Source organism: Nocardioides luteus, assembly GCF_014648595.1.
GTDB lineage: Bacteria > Actinomycetota > Actinomycetes > Propionibacteriales > Nocardioidaceae > Nocardioides > Nocardioides luteus.
Map to the genome: position 1 here is coordinate 25424 of NZ_BMRK01000015.1, position 19970 is coordinate 45393.

21 protein-coding genes are annotated in these 19970 nt (G+C 68.3%); 10 read left to right on the forward strand and 11 right to left on the reverse strand.

Going from position 1 to position 19970, the window contains the following annotated elements; genetic code table 11:
- Nucleotides 1-58: 58 nt before the first annotated feature.
- Entirely contained in the window at nt 59-1246 is a 1188-nt protein-coding gene (gene tuf, locus IEY81_RS17620) for an elongation factor Tu (RefSeq protein WP_189119801.1), read from the forward strand.
- A gap of 51 nt (nt 1247-1297) precedes the next feature.
- Here tuf and IEY81_RS17625 read toward each other — a convergent pair whose 3' ends face one another.
- Together IEY81_RS17625 and IEY81_RS17630 are read right to left on the reverse strand one after the other, a co-directional pair.
- Entirely contained in the window at nt 1298-1750 is a 453-nt protein-coding gene (locus IEY81_RS17625; protein WP_229787966.1) for a PaaI family thioesterase, read from the reverse strand.
- 22 nt (nt 1751-1772) lie between these two features.
- On the reverse strand, nt 1773-2723 hold the full coding sequence (locus IEY81_RS17630; protein ID WP_189119803.1) for an NAD-dependent epimerase/dehydratase family protein: 951 nt from the start codon (nt 2721-2723) through the stop codon (nt 1773-1775).
- 81 nt (nt 2724-2804) lie between these two features.
- Between IEY81_RS17630 and IEY81_RS17635 the strand changes: the two genes are divergently transcribed.
- Nucleotides 2805-3710 (forward strand): RNA polymerase sigma-70 factor, encoded by a 906-nt coding sequence (locus IEY81_RS17635; protein WP_189119804.1) that lies wholly within the window; start codon nt 2805-2807, stop codon nt 3708-3710.
- A 52-nt stretch (nt 3711-3762) separates the two neighbouring features.
- On the opposite strand, the gene IEY81_RS17640 is transcribed toward IEY81_RS17635, so the two are convergent.
- Nucleotides 3763-4173 carry a hypothetical protein gene (locus tag IEY81_RS17640; protein ID WP_189119805.1) on the reverse strand — a complete coding sequence of 137 codons (411 nt, stop codon included), beginning with the start codon at nt 4171-4173 and terminating at the stop codon, nt 3763-3765.
- Between the two features lie 8 nt (nt 4174-4181).
- Nucleotides 4182-6176 carry a DNA gyrase/topoisomerase IV subunit B gene (locus IEY81_RS17645; RefSeq protein ID WP_189119806.1) on the reverse strand — a complete coding sequence of 665 codons (1995 nt, stop codon included), beginning with the start codon at nt 6174-6176 and terminating at the stop codon, nt 4182-4184.
- A gap of 480 nt (nt 6177-6656) precedes the next feature.
- On the opposite strand from IEY81_RS17645, the gene IEY81_RS17650 reads away from it, so the two are divergent.
- The 7 genes from IEY81_RS17650 to IEY81_RS17680 all read left to right on the forward strand — a co-directional run bounded on the left by IEY81_RS17650 (nt 6657) and on the right by IEY81_RS17680 (nt 12240).
- Nucleotides 6657-6863 (forward strand): DUF7455 domain-containing protein, encoded by a 207-nt coding sequence (locus IEY81_RS17650; protein WP_040756289.1) that lies wholly within the window; start codon nt 6657-6659, stop codon nt 6861-6863.
- 84 nt (nt 6864-6947) lie between these two features.
- Nucleotides 6948-7433 carry a DUF456 domain-containing protein gene (locus tag IEY81_RS17655; RefSeq protein ID WP_189119807.1) on the forward strand — a complete coding sequence of 162 codons (486 nt, stop codon included), beginning with the start codon at nt 6948-6950 and terminating at the stop codon, nt 7431-7433.
- A gap of 95 nt (nt 7434-7528) precedes the next feature.
- Nucleotides 7529-8281, forward strand: coding sequence for an ABC transporter ATP-binding protein (locus tag IEY81_RS17660; protein WP_189119874.1), 753 nt, complete (start codon nt 7529-7531; stop codon nt 8279-8281).
- Nucleotides 8278-9135: an ABC transporter permease gene (locus tag IEY81_RS17665; RefSeq protein WP_189119808.1), complete on the forward strand. Its 858-nt coding sequence runs from the start codon at nt 8278-8280 to the stop codon at nt 9133-9135. The genes IEY81_RS17660 and IEY81_RS17665 overlap by 4 nt, the downstream gene beginning before the upstream one ends.
- Nucleotides 9136-9182: 47 nt before the next feature.
- Nucleotides 9183-10178 (forward strand): ABC transporter substrate-binding protein, encoded by a 996-nt coding sequence (locus tag IEY81_RS17670; protein WP_189119809.1) that lies wholly within the window; start codon nt 9183-9185, stop codon nt 10176-10178.
- A 131-nt stretch (nt 10179-10309) separates the two neighbouring features.
- Nucleotides 10310-11770: an APC family permease gene (locus IEY81_RS17675; RefSeq protein WP_189119810.1), complete on the forward strand. Its 1461-nt coding sequence runs from the start codon at nt 10310-10312 to the stop codon at nt 11768-11770.
- Nucleotides 11767-12240, forward strand: coding sequence for a universal stress protein (locus IEY81_RS17680; RefSeq protein ID WP_229787955.1), 474 nt, complete (start codon nt 11767-11769; stop codon nt 12238-12240). The genes IEY81_RS17675 and IEY81_RS17680 overlap by 4 nt, the downstream gene beginning before the upstream one ends.
- A gap of 90 nt (nt 12241-12330) precedes the next feature.
- Here IEY81_RS17680 and IEY81_RS17685 read toward each other — a convergent pair whose 3' ends face one another.
- Both IEY81_RS17685 and IEY81_RS17690 read right to left on the reverse strand, forming a co-directional pair.
- Nucleotides 12331-13914, reverse strand: coding sequence for an RNA polymerase sigma factor (locus tag IEY81_RS17685; protein WP_189119811.1), 1584 nt, complete (start codon nt 13912-13914; stop codon nt 12331-12333).
- A gap of 139 nt (nt 13915-14053) precedes the next feature.
- Nucleotides 14054-14632: an HhH-GPD-type base excision DNA repair protein gene (locus IEY81_RS17690; RefSeq protein WP_229787956.1), complete on the reverse strand. Its 579-nt coding sequence runs from the start codon at nt 14630-14632 to the stop codon at nt 14054-14056.
- Between the two features lie 84 nt (nt 14633-14716).
- On the opposite strand from IEY81_RS17690, the gene IEY81_RS17695 reads away from it, so the two are divergent.
- Nucleotides 14717-15172, forward strand: coding sequence for a hypothetical protein (locus tag IEY81_RS17695; RefSeq protein ID WP_229787957.1), 456 nt, complete (start codon nt 14717-14719; stop codon nt 15170-15172).
- A gap of 55 nt (nt 15173-15227) precedes the next feature.
- Here the strand turns inward: IEY81_RS17695 and IEY81_RS17700 are convergent, their stop codons facing one another.
- From IEY81_RS17700 to IEY81_RS17720, 5 genes are all read right to left on the reverse strand, one after another.
- Nucleotides 15228-16115: a DUF4192 domain-containing protein gene (locus IEY81_RS17700; protein ID WP_268244508.1), complete on the reverse strand. Its 888-nt coding sequence runs from the start codon at nt 16113-16115 to the stop codon at nt 15228-15230.
- Nucleotides 16116-16142: 27 nt separating this feature from the next.
- Nucleotides 16143-16661 (reverse strand): hypothetical protein, encoded by a 519-nt coding sequence (locus IEY81_RS17705; protein WP_189119814.1) that lies wholly within the window; start codon nt 16659-16661, stop codon nt 16143-16145.
- 111 nt (nt 16662-16772) lie between these two features.
- On the reverse strand, nt 16773-16946 hold the full coding sequence (locus IEY81_RS17710; protein WP_189119815.1) for a hypothetical protein: 174 nt from the start codon (nt 16944-16946) through the stop codon (nt 16773-16775).
- A gap of 438 nt (nt 16947-17384) precedes the next feature.
- Nucleotides 17385-17810, reverse strand: coding sequence for a hypothetical protein (locus IEY81_RS17715; protein ID WP_189119816.1), 426 nt, complete (start codon nt 17808-17810; stop codon nt 17385-17387).
- 687 nt (nt 17811-18497) lie between these two features.
- Nucleotides 18498-19709 (reverse strand): hypothetical protein, encoded by a 1212-nt coding sequence (locus IEY81_RS17720; RefSeq protein ID WP_189119817.1) that lies wholly within the window; start codon nt 19707-19709, stop codon nt 18498-18500.
- Nucleotides 19710-19970 lie beyond the last annotated feature (261 nt).

Here is a 19970-nt window from a genome sequence, read left to right on the forward strand (position 1 = left end):
GGGCTTGCCGGAGGGTCCTGGCTCACCCCGAAACCTTCGACAGACACAAGGACATCAGATGGCCAAGAGCCAGTTCGTGCGGACCAAGCCGCACCTCAACATCGGGACGATGGGTCACGTCGACCACGGCAAGACGACCCTGACCGCTGCGATCACCAAGGTGCTCGCCGAGCGGGACCCGGGTGCCAACCGCTTCATCGCCTTCGACGGCATCGACCGTGCCCCGGAGGAGCTGCAGCGCGGGATCACCATCAACATCTCGCACGTCGAGTACGAGACCGCCACCCGGCACTACGCCCACGTGGACATGCCCGGGCACGCCGACTACGTGAAGAACATGATCACCGGCGCCGCCCAGGTGGACGCCGCGATCCTGGTCGTCTCCGCTCAGGACGGCGCCATGCCGCAGACCCGTGAGCACGTGCTGCTCGCGCACCGGGTGGGTGTCCCCTACCTGGTGGTCGCGCTCAACAAGGCCGACATGGTCGACGACCCCGAGCTGCTCGACCTGGTCGAGCTGGAGGTCCGTGAGCTCCTCTCGGAGTACGGCTTCCCGGGCGAGGACGTGCCGGTCGTGCGGGTCTCCGGGCTGAAGGCGCTGGAGGGCGACCCAAAGTGGACCGGCGCGATCGGTGAGCTGCTGGACGCGGTCGACGAGTACGTACCGGTGCCCGAGCGTGAGCTCGGCGAGCCGTTCCTGATGCCGATCGAGAACGTCGTCACAATCACCGGACGAGGCACCGTGGTCACCGGAGCCGTCGAGCGCGGCTCCCTGAAGGTCGGCGACGCCGTGGAGGTCGTGGGTCTCGGCCCGACGTTCGCCAGCACGGCGATCGGGATGGAGACCTTCGGCAAGTCGCTGGAGTCCGCCGAGGCGGGAGACAACGCCGCGGTGCTGCTGCGTGGCGTCAAGCGCGACCAGGTCCGCCGCGGCCAGGTCGTGGCGCTGCCCGGCAGCGTACGTCCCCACCGCAGGTTCCGCGCGAACCTGCACGCGCTCTCCACGGCCGAGGGTGGCCGGCACACGCCGTTCGCCGCGGACTACCGGCCGCAGTTCTACTTCCGGACCACGGACGTGCCCGGCGGGATCGACCTGGGCGACATCGCCCTGGTGATGCCCGGCGACACGGTCGAGCTGGGGGTGGAGCTGGAGAAGGAGATCGCGATGGACGTCGGTCTCGGCTTCGCGGTCCGTGAGGGCGGGCGCACCGTCGCCGCCGGCACGGTGACCGAGCTGCTCGACTAGCGCCGATGAACACGAACGGCCCCCGACCATGAGTCGGGGGCCGTTCCGTTCTCAGCTGCGCGGGCGCCACCGCTTCCACAGCGCCTCGCCCTCGGCGCGGACCTTCCCGTCCCACTCCAGCCGCACCAACGAGGTGATCTCGTCCTCGCTGGCCTCCTTGGTCGAGGCGATGAGCGTGACGGGCTCCCGCAGCGGAGCGGGCCGGCGGTAGCGTACGTCGATCCCGGCGGTCACATAGGCCAGGGACTCCCCCTGGGCAGGCATCCAGCCGTTGAGGAACGCCTCCTGGTGCACCGCGGCGGCGCTGTGGCAGTCGAGCAGGGTCGCGATGATCCCGCCGTTGAGGAAGCCGCCGCCGTTGTCGTGCTGCGGCCACGGCTGGAACGTCGCGGTGACGCTCCCGTCCAGCTGCGGATAGCTCTTCAGCCGGAGCCCCTCGGCGTTGGCAGGCCCGCACCCGAAGCAGGTCATCGTCGGCCACCACTCGTCCTGCAACGCGATCATCTTCACCGCGTCACCATAACCTTCAGCCGATACCCGTCCGGAAGCCGTCGCGCCAGGTCGCGTACGACGGCGACCAGCCGAGCTCCTGCTTGGCCTTGGCGTTCGAGGAGCCGCGTACCGACGTCATCACCGCGACGCCGAACTCACCGATCATCGGCCGGGCCAGCCAGGCCGGCAGCCGCATCGGGGTCCGGCCGCCGACCTGCTCGGCGAGGTGGGGCATCCACTGGTTCACCGGCGCCGGCTCGTCGTCGACGATGTTGTAGATGCCGGGGGCGCCGCGCTCGATCGCGGCCACGGTCGCCGAGGCGACGTCGTCGATGTGCACGAACGACCACACCCCGGTGCCGCCACCGACCACCGGCATCCGTCCCTTGCGCAGCAGCTCGCCGATCGCTCCCTCGCGGGAGGTGGCGTTGCCGGGGCCGTAGAAGTTGCCGTAGCGCAGCACCAGGCCTTCGACACCGGCCTCCGGCGCGGTCACCGCCTCCTCCAGGTGGCGGATCGCCGCGAGCGTGGCGCGTGCCTCCTTGCCGGGGTCGGCGATCAGCGGAGCGGTCTCGTCCTTGACCCAGCCGCCGGTGCGCTCCAGCGTCCAGCCGCCGCCGAAGCTCTGCGCGACGACCCTCCGTACACCGTTCGCCCGAGCCGCCGCCATCAGGTGGTCGGTGGCCTCGGTGCGCAGCCGGTTGGTCACGGCGAACTCCTCGTCCCACTTCTTGAGGTTGCCGCTCAGGCTGCCGAGGGCGGTGAGCTGGTGGACGACCACCTCCGGCTTCGCGACGGCGACGGCGACGCGGACGCTGTCGGCATCCAGCGGGTCCATGACGACTCCGTTCGCCCCCATGGCGGCCAGCCGCTCACACCCGGCGTCGTGGCGGGTCGACCCGTAGACCTGGTGTCCTGCAGCCACCAGCAGGGGCACCATCCGGGTGCCCACCGCACCGGTTCCGCCTGCGATGAAGATGCGCATGTTGGTTCCTTTCCTCGATGTCCGACCCGACCGACGAAACAGCGTGCGCTCGTGTGACAGCAGGCGTAACGTCCTGCGCTCGTGGACCTCGCTACCGCTCATGACGGGCTCCGCCCGCTGATGTTCTCGATCGCCTACCGCATGCTCGGCAGCGTCGCAGAGGCCGAGGACGTCGTGCAGGAAGCGTTCCTGCGGATGCACCGCGCTCAGCAGTCCGGGGAGGACGTCGACAACCTCGACGCGTACGCCACCACGGTCACCACCCGGGTCGCCATCGACACGCTGCGCTCGGCCCGCCACCGCCGTGAGCAGTACGTCGGCCCATGGCTGCCCGAGCCGATCCTGGTCACCGACGAGGACCCGGCCCACCGGTTCGAGTTGGACGAGACCGTCAGCACGGCGTTCCTGGTGCTGCTGGAGTCGCTCACCCCGGTCGAGCGCGCCGTCTTCGTGCTGCGTGAGGTGATCGGCTACGACTACGAGGAGATCGCCGCGGTCGTCGACAAGAGCGCGACCAACTGCCGCCAGATCTTCACCCGCGCGCGCAGGCGGGTCGCCGACGGGACGCCGCGGTTCGACCCCTCACCCGAGCGGCGCGAGGAGCTGGCCGCCCGGTTCGTCGCCGCCCTGTCGGCCAGCGACGTCGCCGGTCTGGAGCGGCTCCTCGCCGACGACGTCGTCTTCGTCGCCGACGGCGGCGGCCGCGCTCCCGCGATCCAGAAGCCGATGCTCGGCGCGGTCGCCGTGGCCCGTTTCCTGCTCGGCCTCATGCGTCAGGGCGAGCGCTTCGGCGTACGTCTCGAGCTCTCCTACGCCAACGGGCAGCCCGCGATGCTGACCCGCGGCGCGGACGGCGCCCTGCTCGGTGTCGTCGCGCTGGACGTCGAGGACGGCCGGATCGTACGCCTGCACAACGTGCTCAACCCCGACAAGCTCGGTCACCTCGGCCAGGTCGGCGACCTCTTCGCGCTGCTCGGCCAGCGCTGAGACCGGCCAGCGCTGAGCCCGACCAGCGCTGAGCCCGACCCGACCGAAGCCGTCAGCCGTCGAGGTGGCTGCGCAGCGACTGGTCGACCAGCGGTCGACCCAGCCGACCGTCGGCGAGCGCTTCGCGCAGCGTGCCGACGGAGTCGAGATCACCGACGAGGGCGACGAGCTCGCCGACCTCATCGGTCATCTCGGCAGGGGTGGTCGCCGCGACCCGCCGGTCGAGCAGGAGCGGGCAGTCGACAGCGCCGCCCTCCGGCTCCGGATGACCCAGGGCAGCGACCCAGCACCCGATCTCGAAGAGCAGCGGCGCCGTCGGTCCGGCGCCCTTGGCGCGCAGGTCGACGTACCAGACGATGTCGTCCTTCTTGGGGTCACCGAGCCGGTGGTGGCCCTTGCGCAGCGGCATTCCGCCAGCCTTGAACGCCTTGCTCGCCGCTGTCCGGGCCGCCTTCTGGTCCACCGTCGCGCCTAGAAGTCGAGGTCGGTCTCGGAGAGCTGACCGCCCCCGGCGACGATGAACTCCTTGCGCGGAGCGACGTCGGAGCCCATCAGCAGGTCGAAGACCCCGGCGGCCGCGTCGGCGTCGTCGAGCGTGAGCCGGCGCAGCGTGCGGTGGCGCGGGTCCATCGTGGTCTCGGCCAGCTGGTCGGCGTCCATCTCACCCAGACCCTTGTAGCGCTGCACCGGGTCCTTCCAGGTGACGTTCTTCTTCTTCAGCTCGGCGAGCTTCCGCTGCAGCTCCTGGTCGGAGTAGGTGTAGACGTACTTCTCCATGCCCTTCTTCGGGTTGGAGATCTCGATCCGGTGCAGCGGCGGGACGGCGGTGTAGACACGGCCCGCGGCGATCAGCTCCGGCATGTACTTGAAGAAGAGCGTCGCCAGGAGCGTGCGGATGTGGGCGCCGTCGGAGTCGGCGTCGGCCATGAAGATGATCTTGCCGTAGCGCGCCCCGTCCAGGTCGAACGAGCGGCCGGTGCCGGTGCCGACGACCTGGATGATCGCGGAGCACTCGGCGTTCTTCAGCATGTCGCCGACCGATGCCTTCTGGACGTTGAGGATCTTGCCGCGGATCGGCAGCAGCGCCTGGAACTCGGAGTTGCGGGCCACCTTGGCGGTGCCGAGCGCGGAGTCACCCTCGACGATGAAGAGCTCGGCGCGCTCGTCGCTGGTGCGGCAGTCGGCGAGCTTGGAGGGTAGCGCGGAGGACTCCAGGGCGTTCTTGCGGCGCTGGTTCTCCTTCTGCTGACGCAGCGAGAGCCGGGTCTTGGAGGCGGAGTAGACCTTCTCCATCACCAGCTTGGCCTGCTGCTTCTGAGCGCCGCGCGATTCGGTGAGGAACTTCTTCATCTCCGCGGCGACGACCTTGCGGACCACGCTGCGGGCCGCCGGGGTGCCGAGGATCTCCTTGGTCTGGCCCTCGAACTGCGGCTCGGCCAGCCGCACGGTGACGACCGCGGTCAGGCCCTCGAGGACGTCCTCCTTGACGATGTCCTTGTCGCTGACCTTGAGCACCTTGGTGGCGCGCATGGCGTCGTTGAACGTCTTGGTCAGCGCGTTCTCGAAGCCGCTGACGTGGGTGCCGCCCTTCGGGGTGGCGATCACGTTGACGAAGGAGCGGATCTCGGTGTCGTAGCCGCTGCCCCACCGCACCGCGATGTCGACACCGAGCTCACGCTCGACGTCCTGCGGCGTCATGTGGCCGGCGTCATCGAGCATCGGCACCGTCTCGGTGAAGGTGTCGGAGCCCTGCAGCCGGAGCACGCCGCTGACCGGCTCGTCCTTGGCCAGGAAGTCGACGAACTCGGCGATGCCACCGTCGTGGCGGAACTTCTCCTCGACCGGGCCCTCGCCGCTGTTGCCGGAGAGGTCGCGGATGACCAACTCCAGGCCGGGGACGATGAACGAGGTCTGGCGCGCGCGGCCCAGCAGCCCCTCGAGCTCGAAGCGGGCGTCCTTGGTGAAGATCTGCTTGTCGGGCCAGAACCGGATGCGGGTGCCGGTCTTGCCCTTGGCGACGCGCTTGCCCTTGCGGCTCAGGCCGCTCTGCGGGGTGAAGGCGGCCGTGGGGCCGTCGCCGTCGAAGACGCCGGGCACACCGCGGCGGAAGGAGATGCCCTGCTGGGCCGGCGAGCGGTCCACGTCGATGTCCATCCGGCTGGAGAGCGCGTTGACCACCGAGAGGCCGACACCGTGCAGGCCGCCGGTCGCGTTGTAGGAGCCGCCGCCGAACTTGCCGCCCGCGTGCAGCTTGGTCGCGACCACCTCGACGCCCGGGAGACCGGTGCGGGGCTCCTTGTCGGTGGGGATGCCGCGGCCGTCGTCGTAGACCTCCACCGAGCCGTCCGGGTGCATCGTCACCTCGACGTGACCGGCCACACCCGCCAGCGCCTCGTCGACGCCGTTGTCGATGATCTCCCACAGGCAGTGCATGAGACCGCGGGTATCGGTCGAGCCGATGTACATACCGGGACGCTTGCGCACCGCCTCCAGGCCCTCGAGGACGAGGAGGTGCGCTGCGTTGTAGGTGTTGTCAGAGATGATCGGCTCCTGGCTGTGCTGCGTTGCTGCTCGTGGGGTTCTCGGGGCGTCACCGAGGTGCTGCTGAGTAGAAATCTACCGCGCGACACGCCCGGCTCTGACGGAGGCACGCGGCAACAGGGCACGCGCCGCCGGGCGGCACAGGACGCGTCGTGATCGGTCCGTTACGCGGAACTTGCGGGTTTCGATGCACGAAATGATCAGTCGACAGGTAAGAATGTCTGTCACGGACAGCGATGTCCCGCGGGGTAGGTCCGACCCGGGCCCCCAGCCAGGAGCGACAACTGCAAGGATTAGAGGTGCGACGGAGGTAAGAGTCCGCGAAGAGATGCCAGCCATCTGGGGAATCTTCTACGGCTCACGTACGTTATCCCGGCGCAATCATGATTCAGAAATGAGGCCGATGTGACCACTGCCGTTGCCACCAGCTCGCCGCTCACCTCCGAGGACCGTTGCGACCGGTGCGGGGCGCAGGCCTACGTACGTGCGGAGCTCCACTCCGGCGGCGAACTGCTGTTCTGTGCCCACCACGCCCGCGAGCACGGCGAGAAGCTCAAGGAGATCGCCAGCTCGATCACCGACGAGACGCACAAGCTCACCGAGAAGAACTGATCACCCACCGACTCCCCGGAGGCCCGGACCACGACGGTCCGGGCCTCCGGCGCATTTAGCCCGCAGTGCGACTAAGGTCACCCCGTGAGTCTCGTCGAAGTCCTCGTCGCGCTGGTGATCGCCTTCGGCATCGCCGGCATCATCGTCCCGATCCTCCCCGGCGGTGCACTGCTCGTCGCTGCGGCGATCCTGGGCTGGGCCATCTGGCTGGGCGAGCCCACCGGGTGGGTGATCTTCGCCATATCCGCGGTCTTCATCGCCATCGGGCTGATCACCAAGTACGCCATCCCCGGCAAGCGCCTCAAGGACTCCGGGATGCCGCTCTCCACCCAGGTCGTCGGCGCGATCCTGGCGATCGTCGGCTTCTTCGTGATCCCGGTCGTCGGCGTCTTCGTGGGCTTCCCCCTGGGCGTCTTCCTCGCCGAACTGCGCCGCCACGGCGGCAGCGCGGGGCAGGCCTGGGCCTCGACCTGGACCGCGATGAAGGCGGTCGGCCTCTTCATCGTGATCGATGCCGTCGCCGCGACGCTCGCCACGATCACCTGGGTCGTGGGTCTGTTCATCACCTGAGCCACACCCAGGGAGACCTCTCCGCGTCGCTATAGTCGAGTGACTTAGTTTTCTAAGTCGACTCTGACGACCACACCTGGAGGCCCTCCGTGTCCATGCTCGAGGTCAGCGACGTACGCCTCGGCTACGTCGTCGACGGCGAGCCGCACCTCGCCGTGGGCGGGGTGTCGTTCGCCATCCCCCGCGGATCCACGACGATGCTGCTCGGCCCGTCCGGCTGCGGGAAGTCGACCATCCTGAAGGCCGCCGCCGGGTTCCTGCAGCCCTGGTCGGGCACGATCACCGTCGACGGCCGCGCCGCCTCCGCGGCACCCGGCCCCGACCGGGCCGTCGTCTTCCAGGAGTTCGACCAGCTCTTCCCCTGGCGCACCGTGGGGGGCAACCTGGAGTTCCCGCTGCGCGCCAACGGCCGCACGCGCGAGCAGGCCCGCGAGCGCGCCGGCCACTGGCTCTCGGTGATGGGACTCGACCACGCCGCGACCCGCTTCCCCCATCAGCTCTCGGGCGGCATGAAGCAGCGCGTCGCGATCGCCCGTGCGCTGGCGCTCGAGCCCGACGTGCTCCTGATGGACGAGCCCTTCGGAGCCCTCGACGCGCAGACCCGCGACCGGCTCCAGCGCGAGCTCAAGCAGGTCGCCGCAGACACCGGGATCACCGTCCTGTTCGTCACCCACAGCATCTCCGAGGCCGTCTACGTCGGCGACCAGGTGGTCGTCTTGTCGACGCCCCCGTCCGACGTCGTCGAGACCCTCGACGTACGCGGCCTCGACGACCCGACCGAAGCAGCCTTCGTCGCGGCGCAGACCCGGCTGCGGTCGCTGCTCGCCGGGGACGAGGTGGCGGCATGACGCAGACCGCTCCCCCGCCCACCGCGGCGGCCACCGGCCCCGACGTGCCCGCCGACGTCGCCCGCCGGGCCCCGCGCTGGGGTGACCTGCCGACCGTCGTACGCCGCGGCCTCCTGCTCCTCGTCCTGCTGGTGGCCTGGGATCTCGGAGTCCGCTTCGGCGGGGTCAGCCCGCTCGTGCTCGTCGGGCCGCTCGAGGTGGCCGAGGCGATGGTCGAGGGCGTACGCAGCGGAGCGCTGCTCGACTCGACCCTGCTGACGCTGCGCATCCTCGGCCAGGCGCTCGCCATCGGGATCGTGGCCGCGGCCGTGCTGACCACGCTGGCCACCTGGACCACGATCGGGGAGGACCTGCTGGTCCTGCTCACCTCGATGCTCAACCCGCTCCCGGCCGTCGCGATCCTGCCGCTGGCGATGCTGTGGTTCGGCATCAACACCACCGCCCTGATCGTGGTGATCGCCAACGCGGTGATCTGGCCGATCGCGATCAACGTGAGCCAGGGCTTCCGCACCGCCAACCCGACCGTCGTCGCGGTCGGTCGCAACATCGGGCTGCGCGGCGTACGCCTGGTCTGGTACGTCCTCGTCCCCGCCGCGCTCCCCCACACCGTCTCCGGGCTGAAGAGCGCCTGGGCCTTCGGCTGGCGCACCATCATCGCCGCCGAGCTGGTCTTCGGCGTGGCCGGCGAGGGCGGTGGGCTGGGCTACTTCATCAACAACGCCAAGACCTACCTGCACATCGCCGACGCCTTCGCCGGGCTGGTCACGATCGCGCTCATCGGGATCTGCTTCGACCTCGTCTTCACCTGGCTGGAGCGCCGCACGGTCGTCCGCTGGGGCATGAAGACCGCCTGACCTCCGCCATCTCCCCCGTCGCCCTCCCCACACCAAGGAGCTCCACCATGTCCATTCGTCGATCCCGTCGCCGCGTGCGCGGCTTGGCAGGCGCCTGCGCTGCCACGCTGCTCGCAAGCGTGCTCACCGCCTGCGGAGCCGGCGCCTCCGACGGCCCGGCCGAGACCGTCACGATCGGCTACCAGCCGGGGCTGGGCTACTCGACGCTGCTGCTGATGAAGGAGCAGGGCGTGCTGGAGGAGGCGCTGCCCGACACCGAGATCACCTGGCGCGAGCTCGACTCCGGTGGCGCGCTGCGCGACGCCGTCATCGCCGGCGACGTGCAGATCGCCGCGATGGGTGCCTCGCCGTTCCTGGTCGGCGTCGACGCCGGCGTCGGCTGGAAGACCGTCGCCGCGATGAACCAGATGAACCTCCAGCTCATGGTCAAGGACCCCGCGATCAAGACGCTGAAGGACCTTCCGAAGGACGCCAAGATCGCCATGCCGGCACCCGACTCCATCCAGTCGCTGCCGCTGCGCAAGGCGGCCGGGGAGCAGCTCGGCGACCCGCGCGCGCTCGACCAGGCCATCGTCGGCATGGGCCACCCCGACGGCCTCCAGGCGCTCGTCTCCGGCCAGATCACCGGCCACCTCACCGCCCCGCCGTTCGTGGCGCAGGAGGCCGCCGCCGGCGCCCACCCGATCCTGAAGAGCTATGACCTCTTCGGCCGCACCACCTTCAACGCGATCTACGCCAAGCCCGACTTCCTCGACGCCAACCCCGAGTTCACCGAGGCCTTCTACGCGGCGCTGAAGGAGTCCAACACCCTGTTGAACGACGACCCGGACAAGGCCGCCGAGCTCCTCTCCGCCGAGTCCGAGGGCGAGCTCAGCGCCGACGAGGTCAAGACCCAGATCACCGACCCCGACGTCACCTGGTCGCTCACCCCGACCGGCTTCGACGAGTTCGCCGAGTTCATGGCGTCGGTCGAGATGATCAAGAAGGCTCCTGCCGCCGAGGACGTCTACGTCGACAACGAGTTCAGCGCAGACGTCGGCTGACATCTCGGGCAGAGTCCGTGGAGTTCGACGAGAACTCGGCCTGCATCGACACCCCGGTCGGTGATGCATGCTTGACATGGTGACCCGGACAGGGTCGGGTTGGATCACCGACAACCCATTCGGGAGGCACCTTGTCAACGACCGCCACTGAGCTCGACCACCCGGACGAGGGTGACCTGAAACGGTCCATCACGGGTCGGCTGCTCTTCTTCTACGTCCTCGGTGACGTCCTCGGCTCGGGCGTCTATGTCCTGATCGGCCTCGTCGCCGGTGCTGTGGGCGGCGCCTTCTGGCTGGCCTTCGCGGTCGGCGTCAGCATCGCGACGATCACCGGACTCGCCTACGCCGAGCTCGTCACCAAGTACCCCCAGGCAGCCGGGGCCGCGCTCTACGTCAACAAGGCCTTCCGCAACACGTTCCTGACCTTCCTGGTCACCATCTGCATGCTCTCGGCCAGCTTCGCGGCCGCTGGATCGCTGGCGACCGGGTTCTCCTCGTACTTCGCCGAGGTCTGGGCGCTGCCGCCGGTGTTGCTGGTCGCGATCGTCTTCGTCCTCGCGCTCGCGGTCGTCAACTTCATCGGCATCACCGAGTCGGTGGTGGTCAACATGCTGATGACGTTCGTCGAGATCGCGGGGCTCGCCATCATCATGGTGATCGGGGTGATCCACGTGGGCCGTGGTGACGCCGACTTCGGGGTGCTCACCGACTTCTCCAGCGAGGGCAACCCGATCTTCGCGATCGTCGCAGGCGTGGCGCTGGCCTTCTTCGCCATGACAGGGTTCGAGAACGCCGCCAACGTCGCCGAGGAGACCGTCAGGCCGGCCAAGACCTTTCCGCGGGCGCTCGTCGGCGGCATGGCGGCGGCTGGTGCCATCTATGTGATCGTGGCGATGACCGCGGCGCTCACGGTGCCGCTCGACCAGCTGGCCGAGTCGCCGGCTGCACTTCTCGAGGTGGTCAAGGAAGGCATCCTGCCGTTCCCGGTCGGGTTCATGACGGTCCTCTTCGCAGTCATCGCGATGGTGGCGATCACCAACACGACGCTGGTCGCCGTCGTCACCGAGTCACGCATCCTCTACGGCATGGCTCGCGAAGACGTCGTCCCGGGAGTCTTCGCGAAGATCCACCGTGCCCGGCGCAGCCCCTGGGTCGCCCTGATCTTCGCTGCCATCGTGGTGATCACGCTGCTGGTGGTCGGCAAGCTGCTCTCGAACGCGGGGATCGGCATCGACGTCGTCGCGCGCCTGGCCACCGTCACCGTCGTGTTCACGCTGTTCATCTACGGCCTCGTCATCGTCTCGGCCCTCAAGCTGCGCGGGTCCGACGAAGGGCCGGACACCTTCCGGGCCAACACCGCACTTCTCTACGTCGGCCTGCTCGGCAACGCCATCTTGCTGGTCTACGTGATCGTGGACGACCCGACATCGCTGTGGTGGTGTGCGGGCCTTCTCGGGCTGGGCCTCGCCCTGTACGCCGCGGAGCGCCTCTTCGGCCATCGCGACCGTCCTGCAGGCGTCGAGCGAGGCGAGCCGACTCCGGCCAGCGACGACACCGTCGAGGACACCCAGCACGAAGGAGAGGGATCATGACCGGCATGCACGTCATCGTCACCACGGACGGGTCGCAGCAGTCGTTGCAGGCTGCCCGCAAGTTCAAGTCGTTCGCTGATCCGAGCAAGGTCAGCGACATCTCCGTGATCGCCGTGGTCCGACCACTTGCCGCGGTGGGCTTCTCCGACGACCTCGCGCCGTCGAAGGCGTCGGCGTTCGAGTCTCTCGACTTCCGTAAGGCGGCGGAGTCCGCGGTGGCCGCGGTCGCGGGCGAGTTCGACGACTGGGGGCCCAAGGTGCACAAGAAGATCCGGAGCGGTTCGCCGGCCAACGAGATCATCAAGGCGGCCTCTCAGATCGGGGCCGGCCTCATCGTGGTGGCATCGGGAAGCCGCGGTCTGAGCGACACGGTGCTGATGGGCAGCACGGCCCAGCGCATCCAGAACTACGCTCCGTGTCCGGTGCTCGTCGTACGCCCGACCAAACGCAAGCTGCGCAAGAAAGCCTGAGACGAGGCTGCCTCGCAGCAGCGGCGGATCCACCATGGCGAACGCCCTCCCAGTCATCCGGGAGGGCGTTCGGGGAGATCTTAGCCAGACTCAGTCCAGATAGTCGCGCAGGACCTGCGAACGAGACGGGTGTCGCAGCTTCGACATCGTCTTGGACTCGATCTGACGGATGCGCTCACGGGTGACCCCGTAGACCTTGCCGATCTCGTCTAAAGTCTTCGGCTGGCCGTCGGTGAGACCGAAGCGCATGCTGACCACGCCCGCCTCACGCTCGGAGAGCGTGTCGAGCACGGCGTGCAGCTGCTCCTGGAGCAGGGTGAAGGAGACCGCGTCGGCCGGGACGATGGCCTCGGAGTCCTCGATCAGGTCACCGAACTCGGAGTCGCCGTCCTCGCCGAGCGGGGTGTGCAGCGAGATGGGCTCGCGACCGTACTTCTGGACCTCGATGACCTTCTCCGGGGTCATGTCGAGCTCCTTGGCCAGCTCCTCCGGGGTGGGCTCGCGGCCCAGGTCCTGGAGCATCTGGCGCTGGACACGGGCCAGCTTGTTGATGACCTCGACCATGTGCACCGGGATGCGGATGGTGCGGGCCTGGTCGGCCATCGCGCGGGTGATGGCCTGACGGATCCACCAGGTCGCGTAGGTCGAGAACTTGTAGCCCTTGGTGTAGTCGAACTTCTCGACCGCACGGATCAGACCCAGGTTGCCCTCCTGGATCAGGTCGAGGAAGAGCATGCCGCGGCCGGTGTAGCGCTTGGCCAGCGAGACGACCAGACGGAGGTTGGCCTCCAGCAGGTGGTTCTTGGCGCGCTTGCCGTCCTCGGCGATCCACTCGAGCTCGTCGAGGATCTTGGGGGTGATCTTGCCGCCCTTGCCGAGCTTCTCCTCCGCGAAGAGGCCGGCCTCGATGCGCTTGGCGAGCTCGACCTCCATCTCCGCGTTGAGCAGCGGGACCTTGCCGATCTGCTTGAGGTAGTCCTTGACCGGGTCGGCGGTCGCGCCGGCGACCATGACGGTCTGCTCAGGCTCGTCGGTGTCGTCGGAGGTGGAGACGACGAAGCTCTGCTTCTCGGCCTCCTTCTCGTCCTCCTTGATCGTCGGGTCGGCGGCGACGTCCTTCTCGAACTGCTCGTCCGGGATGTCGGGCAGGACCTTCTTGCCGTCGGGACCGATCTGGACGACCGTCGTCTCCTCGGCGTCGGTCTCGGTCTCGGTGTCGTCGACCTCGATGTCGTCGACATCGACCTCGACGTCCTCGAGCACGATCTCCTCGCCGTCCTCGTCGATCTCGGTCGCCTTCTTCGGCGCCGGCTCGTCGGCGGCAGCCTTCTTGGCCGCGGTCTTCTTCGCCGGCTTGTCGGCTGCGGCGGCGGCCTTCTTGACGGCGGCCTTCTTGGCCGGCGCCTTGGCGGTCGTCGTCTTGCGGGTCGAGGTCGTCGCCGCGGCCGCACGGCCGGCGACGGCGGTGCCGAGGTCCACCGAGATGCCGAGCGTGCTCAGGTGACCGAGCAGCGCCTTCAGGTGCCTTGGCTCGACCGCGGCGTCCTCGCTGGCCTGGCGGACCTGGTCGGGGCTCACACGTCCAGTCGGCTTGGCCTGGTCGATCAGTGCCTTCACGGCAGGGTGGGCGAGAACCTCAGCGGGTATCTTGCGCGCGTTCGAGGACACGAACACCTCTCCGTCGAACTTGGTCGAGACTTATCGAAAACTGAGTTTGGGCGCGGCAGGGCCCGGGGTCGTCAAGAGCCGCAGATTCATTCTGCCACGGTGATGGTGAACAGTCCCCATCCGGGGCACCGTGTCCACAATCGCCTCATCCGGCAGCTTTGGCTGCGGCCTTCTTCTGCTGTTTGTAGTCACGCACCTTCTGCAACGAGTCGACGTCGACGACGTCAGCCACAGAACGGTAACCGTCGAGCGCGTAGTCACCGACCGCCTCCTGCCAGCCCTCGGGCCGGACGCCGAGCTGCTTGGCCAGCAGGGAGACGAAGATCTGGGCCTTCTGCTTCCCGAAGCCCGGAAGCGCCTGGACCCGCTTGAGCAGGTCCTTGCCGCTGGCGGCCTCGGTCCACAGCCGGGTGACATCTCCACCGTACTCGCTGGTCACGATGGCGGCGATCCCCTGCACCTTCGCCGACATCGAGCCGGGGAAGCGGTGGATCGCCGGCGGTGTGGAGGCGATCGTCTTGAACTCCTCGGGGTCCATCTCGGCGATCTTGGCGGGGTCCAGGTGGCCTAGGCGGGTCACCAGCTTGTGACCGCCCTTGAACGCATCTTCCATCCGGTACTGCTGGTCGAGTGCCATACCCAGCAGCAGCGCGAACGGGTCTTCGGAGAGCAGCTTGTCGGCGGCCTCGTCGCCGGTGATGTGGAGCGAAGGCATAAGGGACATCCTGCCTCATCTCGCCGGACATCGCCTCGTGAAGCCTGTGGATAGCGCGCCGCACGAATCTCGCATCCGTTGCACGCTGAGGGCATGACCACATCAACTGTCCGATCCGAGACATCCATCGAGGGGCTGCACGAGCCGCTCCCGTCACTGGTCGAGAAGCGGCTGCGCCGGGCGGTGCTCGACCACACCGCCACCGAGCACCGGCGCTCCTTCCTGGCGCTGGTGCACCTCGGCGTCCCCGGCGGCAAGGAGGTCGTGCACGCCCACCGCGACGACGAGCCAACCGACCAGTGGTTGCGCGCCGACATCCTGCACAGCATGCGCCGCCGGGCGGGTGTGCCCGATCCGATCGTGTGGCTGACCCGCGCCGGCGGCCCAGGGATCGAGGACGTCGACCTCCGCTGGCTCGCCGCCGCTCGGCAGGTGTTTCAGGAGATCGACAAGCCGCTGACGTACGTGGTGGTGACCCGCAACGCCTGGGTCGACCCGCGCTCCGGGCTGACCCGCCGGTGGAAGCGGCTGCGCTACCGCAACGACTAGATGATCGATGCATGGGGTGGCCGTCGCGTAGCAGGCCAGCCCATGCATCAATCATCTAGGCCGGACGCTCCGGCCGGAGGAGAACCTCGTCCCACGCCGTCGGCGGGACCGCGCCGTCGAGCATCTGCGCCACCAGCACCCCGAGACCGTGGTGGCGCTCGCTCGCGAAGCACCGGTCGAGGGCGCACCAGGCGAGCGCGCCGTCGCCGCTGAGCCAGGCGGCGAAGGCCAGCACCGCGGCCGGGTGGGCGAGGTGGTCCTCCGGGCTGCGGCGGACGACATCGGTCCACAACCGGACGTGGGCCCGGGCCTCGTCCCGGCTCATCCCGCCCCAGGCGGCGTCGCGCTGCTGCGGGTCGCGCAGGGCGAGGAGCAGCGAGGCGACCTGGTCGGCGGAGAGGACCGCGCCGGCGACCGCGTCGTCGATGAGCCTGCCGACCTCGTAGGTCTTCAAGGACACCGCCCGCTCCAGCGCCGCCTCGGTCTCGGCGACGGCCTCGGGCAGCGGGGCGACGGAGCCGGCGAGCTCATGTCGGGAGCGGCGCACCATCCGGCCGTCGAAGACCGCCTGCGCGAGGATCGGGTGAGCGTCGATGTCGAAGGCGACACCCTCCTCGGGCACGTCGTGGAAGCCGAGCGGGTCGAACCAGCGGCCGTCCTGCACCCGCAGGCACCCGATCAGGTCGATGTCGCACTCGGCGACACGCTCGGCGAGCCGACGGGCCAGCTTCATCCCGAAACGTGGTCCGCTGTCGTAGAGGACCAGGAGGATGCCGCGCACCTGATGACGGACCGCGGGCAGGAGCAGGCTGTCGAGACATGCCTCGACCTCGCCGGGCGGCGGCAGGTCGATGCGGCCGTGGACCTGGTGCTCACCGCCGAAGGTGAGCATCACGAGGGACTTCTCGGGCTGGATATACCCACTTAAAGAGCGCCCCGCCACTCTCGATGGCGGGGCGCTTCGGTCGGACTAGGACGCGGGCTTGTCTTCGCAGTCGTCGAGCTTCCAACCCTGGGCGATGTCCCCATCCTTGGGCTCATAGACCCAGCGGTCACCCTCGGTCGACGACGGTCCCATGGCGGCGTTCAGGTCGGGAATGACCACCTCGGCCTTCGCCACCTTCTTGTCCTCACTGATCGAGTGGACCGTAACGCTCTCGATCGTCCAATCCATGTCCGGCGGGAGCATCCCGAACGCCATCAACATCTGACCCTGGAAGGTCTCGAAGTCGGTGATCGTGCGGCATCGCTTGCTCTGGAGTGAGTAGGCGTTGTACCAGCGCTTGGTTGCGTACGCCTTCACGATCGCCCGCTCAGCCGCCTCGACTCCTTCCTTCGACTGCGTTGCCGGGGTCGGCGTGGCTGGCTTGCCCGGCCCGGGACGCGCGGAGTCGCTCTCGCCTGCCGACTCCCCTCCCCCGCTCGATCCACAGGCGGCCAGGACGAACGCGGCCAGGACAGCCGCGAGAGTGGTGGTGATGTTCTTCATTGTTCCTTCTATTTGGTCTCGGTTGCTCGGGCGAATGCTCGATCGAGCCACTCCGGCAACCGCCTTGCCATTGTCCGGCAGCAAGGCGGTTGCCGTGGGCGAATCGTTAAGTCAGGACTCGTTTGGGGCGATGTCAGACCGCGCGGCGAGGATCTCGGCGCGAGCCATGGTCAGGACCTTGACGAGGACCGGCCCGAACGTCGGCATCTCTCCCGTCTCGACCCATCTCTCGTATGCGTCGGCCGTGGCGTCCTCGGCGCCGGGCAGATGGACGACGTCACCCATGGTCGGCCGCCGTCGATCCGTTCACGATGTGAAGGAGACCGTCTCGACCGCCCTCGGGGCAGACCTGGCCGGATCCGAGAATGGCCGTGTCTGACTCGGTATCGCTCCACCGACCGTCGACGTTGGCGACCGGCCGACCACACCGATCACAGACGGTCGGCTTGGGGAGTGCCGAGATAGTGATGTCCCACGAGAGAGCGGGGAACGTGGATACGGCGCGCTCGGTGTGACCGTCACAGGCGTAACGGACTCGACGAGTGACAGACCCGTGACGGTGATCCGCCACGATGCGCACGGTGGCAGGCTGGCCGCAGCCATACCAGCACTCACGACCGGCGATGTTCGGGGTGATAGACATGGTGGTTCCTGTCTCCCTAGTCACGTGACTAGGGCGTTGTTCGGTGAGGAGCCACGACCGGCAAATCGTGGCGGCCAAGATCAGAGAGACTTGGCGAAGTTGTGGGCGGCGATGGCGACGCGAGGGACCTCAGCGATTGCGTGAGCTCCGTTCTGAATCGAGCAGAACGCGTACTCGTCGGCGGGCCACCATCCGTCGATGTCGAGGTCGGCGGTTGCATCGAAGGGCTCGGACTCGTAGACGTCGACCGGGTCGATGTCCTGGGGATCCTCGCCGAACCAAGCGGCGTGGAACGCGGCATAGAAGCCGGTGAGGTCTGAGTCCTCGACGTCGGGGTCGTGGTCGTTCCACGAGAAGTTGTCGGATCCCGAGTTGCCGTAGACGCCAGTGATGACGATGGCGCCGTCACCCCCGGTCGGCCAGGCGACGACCATGCACCCGCCGCCGGTGTTGTCGAAGGTGGAACCGGGGAGCGCTGAGAGCAACTCGGCCACTGCCTTACTCATGATGATGTCCTTTCAGACCTTGACACCGAGACGGCGAAGGGCCGCCCGGAGATTGCGAATGGATCGGTGGTCGGAGTACGTCCAGTGGGCGCCGACGGTCGACCGACCGTCCTTGCCGAGGATCCGCACGCCGCTATGGGTTGGTTGGCATCGAAAGCCTTGGTCGGCGGCTGCCTTGACGAGCTCTTCGACCTCGCGACGGCGGCTCACCTGACGACCTGCCCCCGATACCAAGCGGGGTTGATCCCGAAGGACGATCGGGCCCGGCGTACGGCGCCCTCGAAACCGTCGGCGGCTGGACAGTGACCCAGATTCGAGACCTCGGCGAGACGGCGGGTGATGTCGACCCACCGAACCGCCCATACGTAGTGGTTGTTCTCGTCTTCCGAGTCGAGCCGGAACGTTGCCCCGCATGAGCAGGTGACCTTTCGACCGTTCGGGATCGTCGGGCGCGGCGTGACTTCGATCGGTGGCAGGTTGAAGGGGTCAGACATGGTCGGTTCCTCTCCCCTAGTCACATGACTAGGCGGTCTGTGTTCGGTGGCATGCCCTCGGCAAAGGGCATTGACAGGACGACTCCCCCGGGCGGCCTAGTCACGTGACTAGGCCGCCCGGGGATGGCGACAAATCACCCCTAGGCGACCCGACCGGTCGGCCAGGTCGCCTCAGGTGGCGAGGGGGTGAGGGTCAGGCGGCGAGCAACTCGGCGGCCTTGGACCGGAGACCGGCGACCATGGCGACAATCTCGCCGTTGGTCTTGCCGTCGGTCAGGTTGGCTGCCATCTCGTCACCGAACGTTCCGGCGAGCCACGCGGATGCATCCTTGGCAGCCTTGCCCGCCGCGCGGTCGGTGGCGTCGGCGCGCGTCGTGCGGAAGATGGATCCGGCGACGGCAGCGGCGGCCTTGGCACGCTCGACGATGGCGGGGTCGACACCCTCGGCGGCCAGGTCGGCGGCGAGAGTCTCGGCGGCCTTGGCGGCAGCCTCGGCACGCTCGACACCCTTTGCCGTGGCGGGGTAGGGCTTGCCGCTCTGGCGGTCGGCGTTGGTCTCCTCGACCTTGGTAACGGCAGCCTCGGCGTTGGCGGCAGCCTCGGCGCGTCGCTTGGTCTCGACCGTCTCACGGATGCCATCCACGCGGGCGGCCAGAGCCTCACCGGCGGCGATCAGAGCGGCGGACAGGGTCGCGACGTCGGCAGCCTCGACCGTGCCGTCTGCCAGAGCCTCGACCTTGGCCAGAGTCGACGCGAGGGACTTAGCCACGCTCGACCCCTTGGCCGCGCGGGTCGCGTTGTCGCCACGGCCGGACGTGGTCACGTACCCCGAGGAGGTAACGACCTGGTCGGCCTCGGCAGCGGCAGCCACGCGGGCAGACTCGGCGGCAGCCTCGGCAGCCTCGACCACCTCGGCGGCGTTGGTGTCGTGACCCTGGTCGGCAGCCTCGGCGATGACGGCAGCGGCGGCAGCCTCGGCGACCTGGTCGACGTGCTCAGACTTGGCCGCGCGGATGACTCGGTTAGCGGTCGACTGAGACAGGCTGAGAGCGTCGGCGACCATGACAGACGACAGGCGGCCACGCGTCCCGACCATGGCGGCGATTGCCTTACGCGTGTCCAGGTCGACCACCGACCAGTCACCGGCGGCCACGATGGCGTCATGGGCAGCGGTGGCGTAGTCCCGGAACGTGTGACCGTTGGACTCGGCAGCCGCGTGCATCTCGGCGAGGGCATCGCCGAGGTTGGCCGCCCGGGTCGCGAGAGTCTTTGCAGTCGAGAGGATCGACTTGGCCGCCTTGGTCACGGCAGCCGACTGGTCGGGGAGGATGGCGCCGAGGAAAGCAGTCGCGTTGTCGGTGGCGACCTGGTCGGCCTTGACGTCGGCGGCGTTGGTGTTCGTCATGATGTGTTCCTGTCGGTCGGCCTAGTCCGTTGACTAGGCGGTCTGTTGTTCGGTGGTTGGCCATCACTCGGCAAAGCGGTGGCACGGATCCAGGAAAACATCGGTGTCAAGTGGAGGGGAGAACGCGCGCACGCGAGGGGAACCAGGCGTTTCCGCAGGTCAGAGGCCTATTTACCCTCATTCGCGTACCCCCAGTATGTCTGTCATTCTGTCACTGTATTGACACCTTACTGTTACCTGTTTGTGTCTCTCGGTCTCATA

What these genes read in the sequence shown, in the direction of transcription:
- IEY81_RS17720 (WP_189119817.1), bottom strand. Translation starts at nt 19,709, where the DNA reads ATGACGAACACCAACGCCGCCGACGTCAAGGCCGACCAGGTCGCCACC.
- IEY81_RS17695 (WP_229787957.1), top strand. Translation starts at nt 14,717, where the DNA reads ATGACCACATCAACTGTCCGATCCGAGACATCCATCGAGGGGCTGCAC.
- IEY81_RS17705 (WP_189119814.1), bottom strand. Translation starts at nt 16,661, where the DNA reads ATGAAGAACATCACCACCACTCTCGCGGCTGTCCTGGCCGCGTTCGTC.
- IEY81_RS17715 (WP_189119816.1), bottom strand. Translation starts at nt 17,810, where the DNA reads ATGAGTAAGGCAGTGGCCGAGTTGCTCTCAGCGCTCCCCGGTTCCACC.
- IEY81_RS17710 (WP_189119815.1), bottom strand. Translation starts at nt 16,946, where the DNA reads ATGGGTGACGTCGTCCATCTGCCCGGCGCCGAGGACGCCACGGCCGAC.
- IEY81_RS17630 (WP_189119803.1), bottom strand. Translation starts at nt 2,723, where the DNA reads ATGCGCATCTTCATCGCAGGCGGAACCGGTGCGGTGGGCACCCGGATG.
- IEY81_RS17680 (WP_229787955.1), top strand. Translation starts at nt 11,767, where the DNA reads ATGACCGGCATGCACGTCATCGTCACCACGGACGGGTCGCAGCAGTCG.
- tuf (WP_189119801.1), top strand. Translation starts at nt 59, where the DNA reads ATGGCCAAGAGCCAGTTCGTGCGGACCAAGCCGCACCTCAACATCGGG.
- IEY81_RS17665 (WP_189119808.1), top strand. Translation starts at nt 8,278, where the DNA reads ATGACGCAGACCGCTCCCCCGCCCACCGCGGCGGCCACCGGCCCCGAC.
- IEY81_RS17625 (WP_229787966.1), bottom strand. Translation starts at nt 1,750, where the DNA reads ATGATCGCGTTGCAGGACGAGTGGTGGCCGACGATGACCTGCTTCGGG.
- IEY81_RS17645 (WP_189119806.1), bottom strand. Translation starts at nt 6,176, where the DNA reads ATGTACATCGGCTCGACCGATACCCGCGGTCTCATGCACTGCCTGTGG.
- IEY81_RS17690 (WP_229787956.1), bottom strand. Translation starts at nt 14,632, where the DNA reads ATGTCCCTTATGCCTTCGCTCCACATCACCGGCGACGAGGCCGCCGAC.
- IEY81_RS17660 (WP_189119874.1), top strand. Translation starts at nt 7,529, where the DNA reads ATGCTCGAGGTCAGCGACGTACGCCTCGGCTACGTCGTCGACGGCGAG.
- IEY81_RS17670 (WP_189119809.1), top strand. Translation starts at nt 9,183, where the DNA reads ATGTCCATTCGTCGATCCCGTCGCCGCGTGCGCGGCTTGGCAGGCGCC.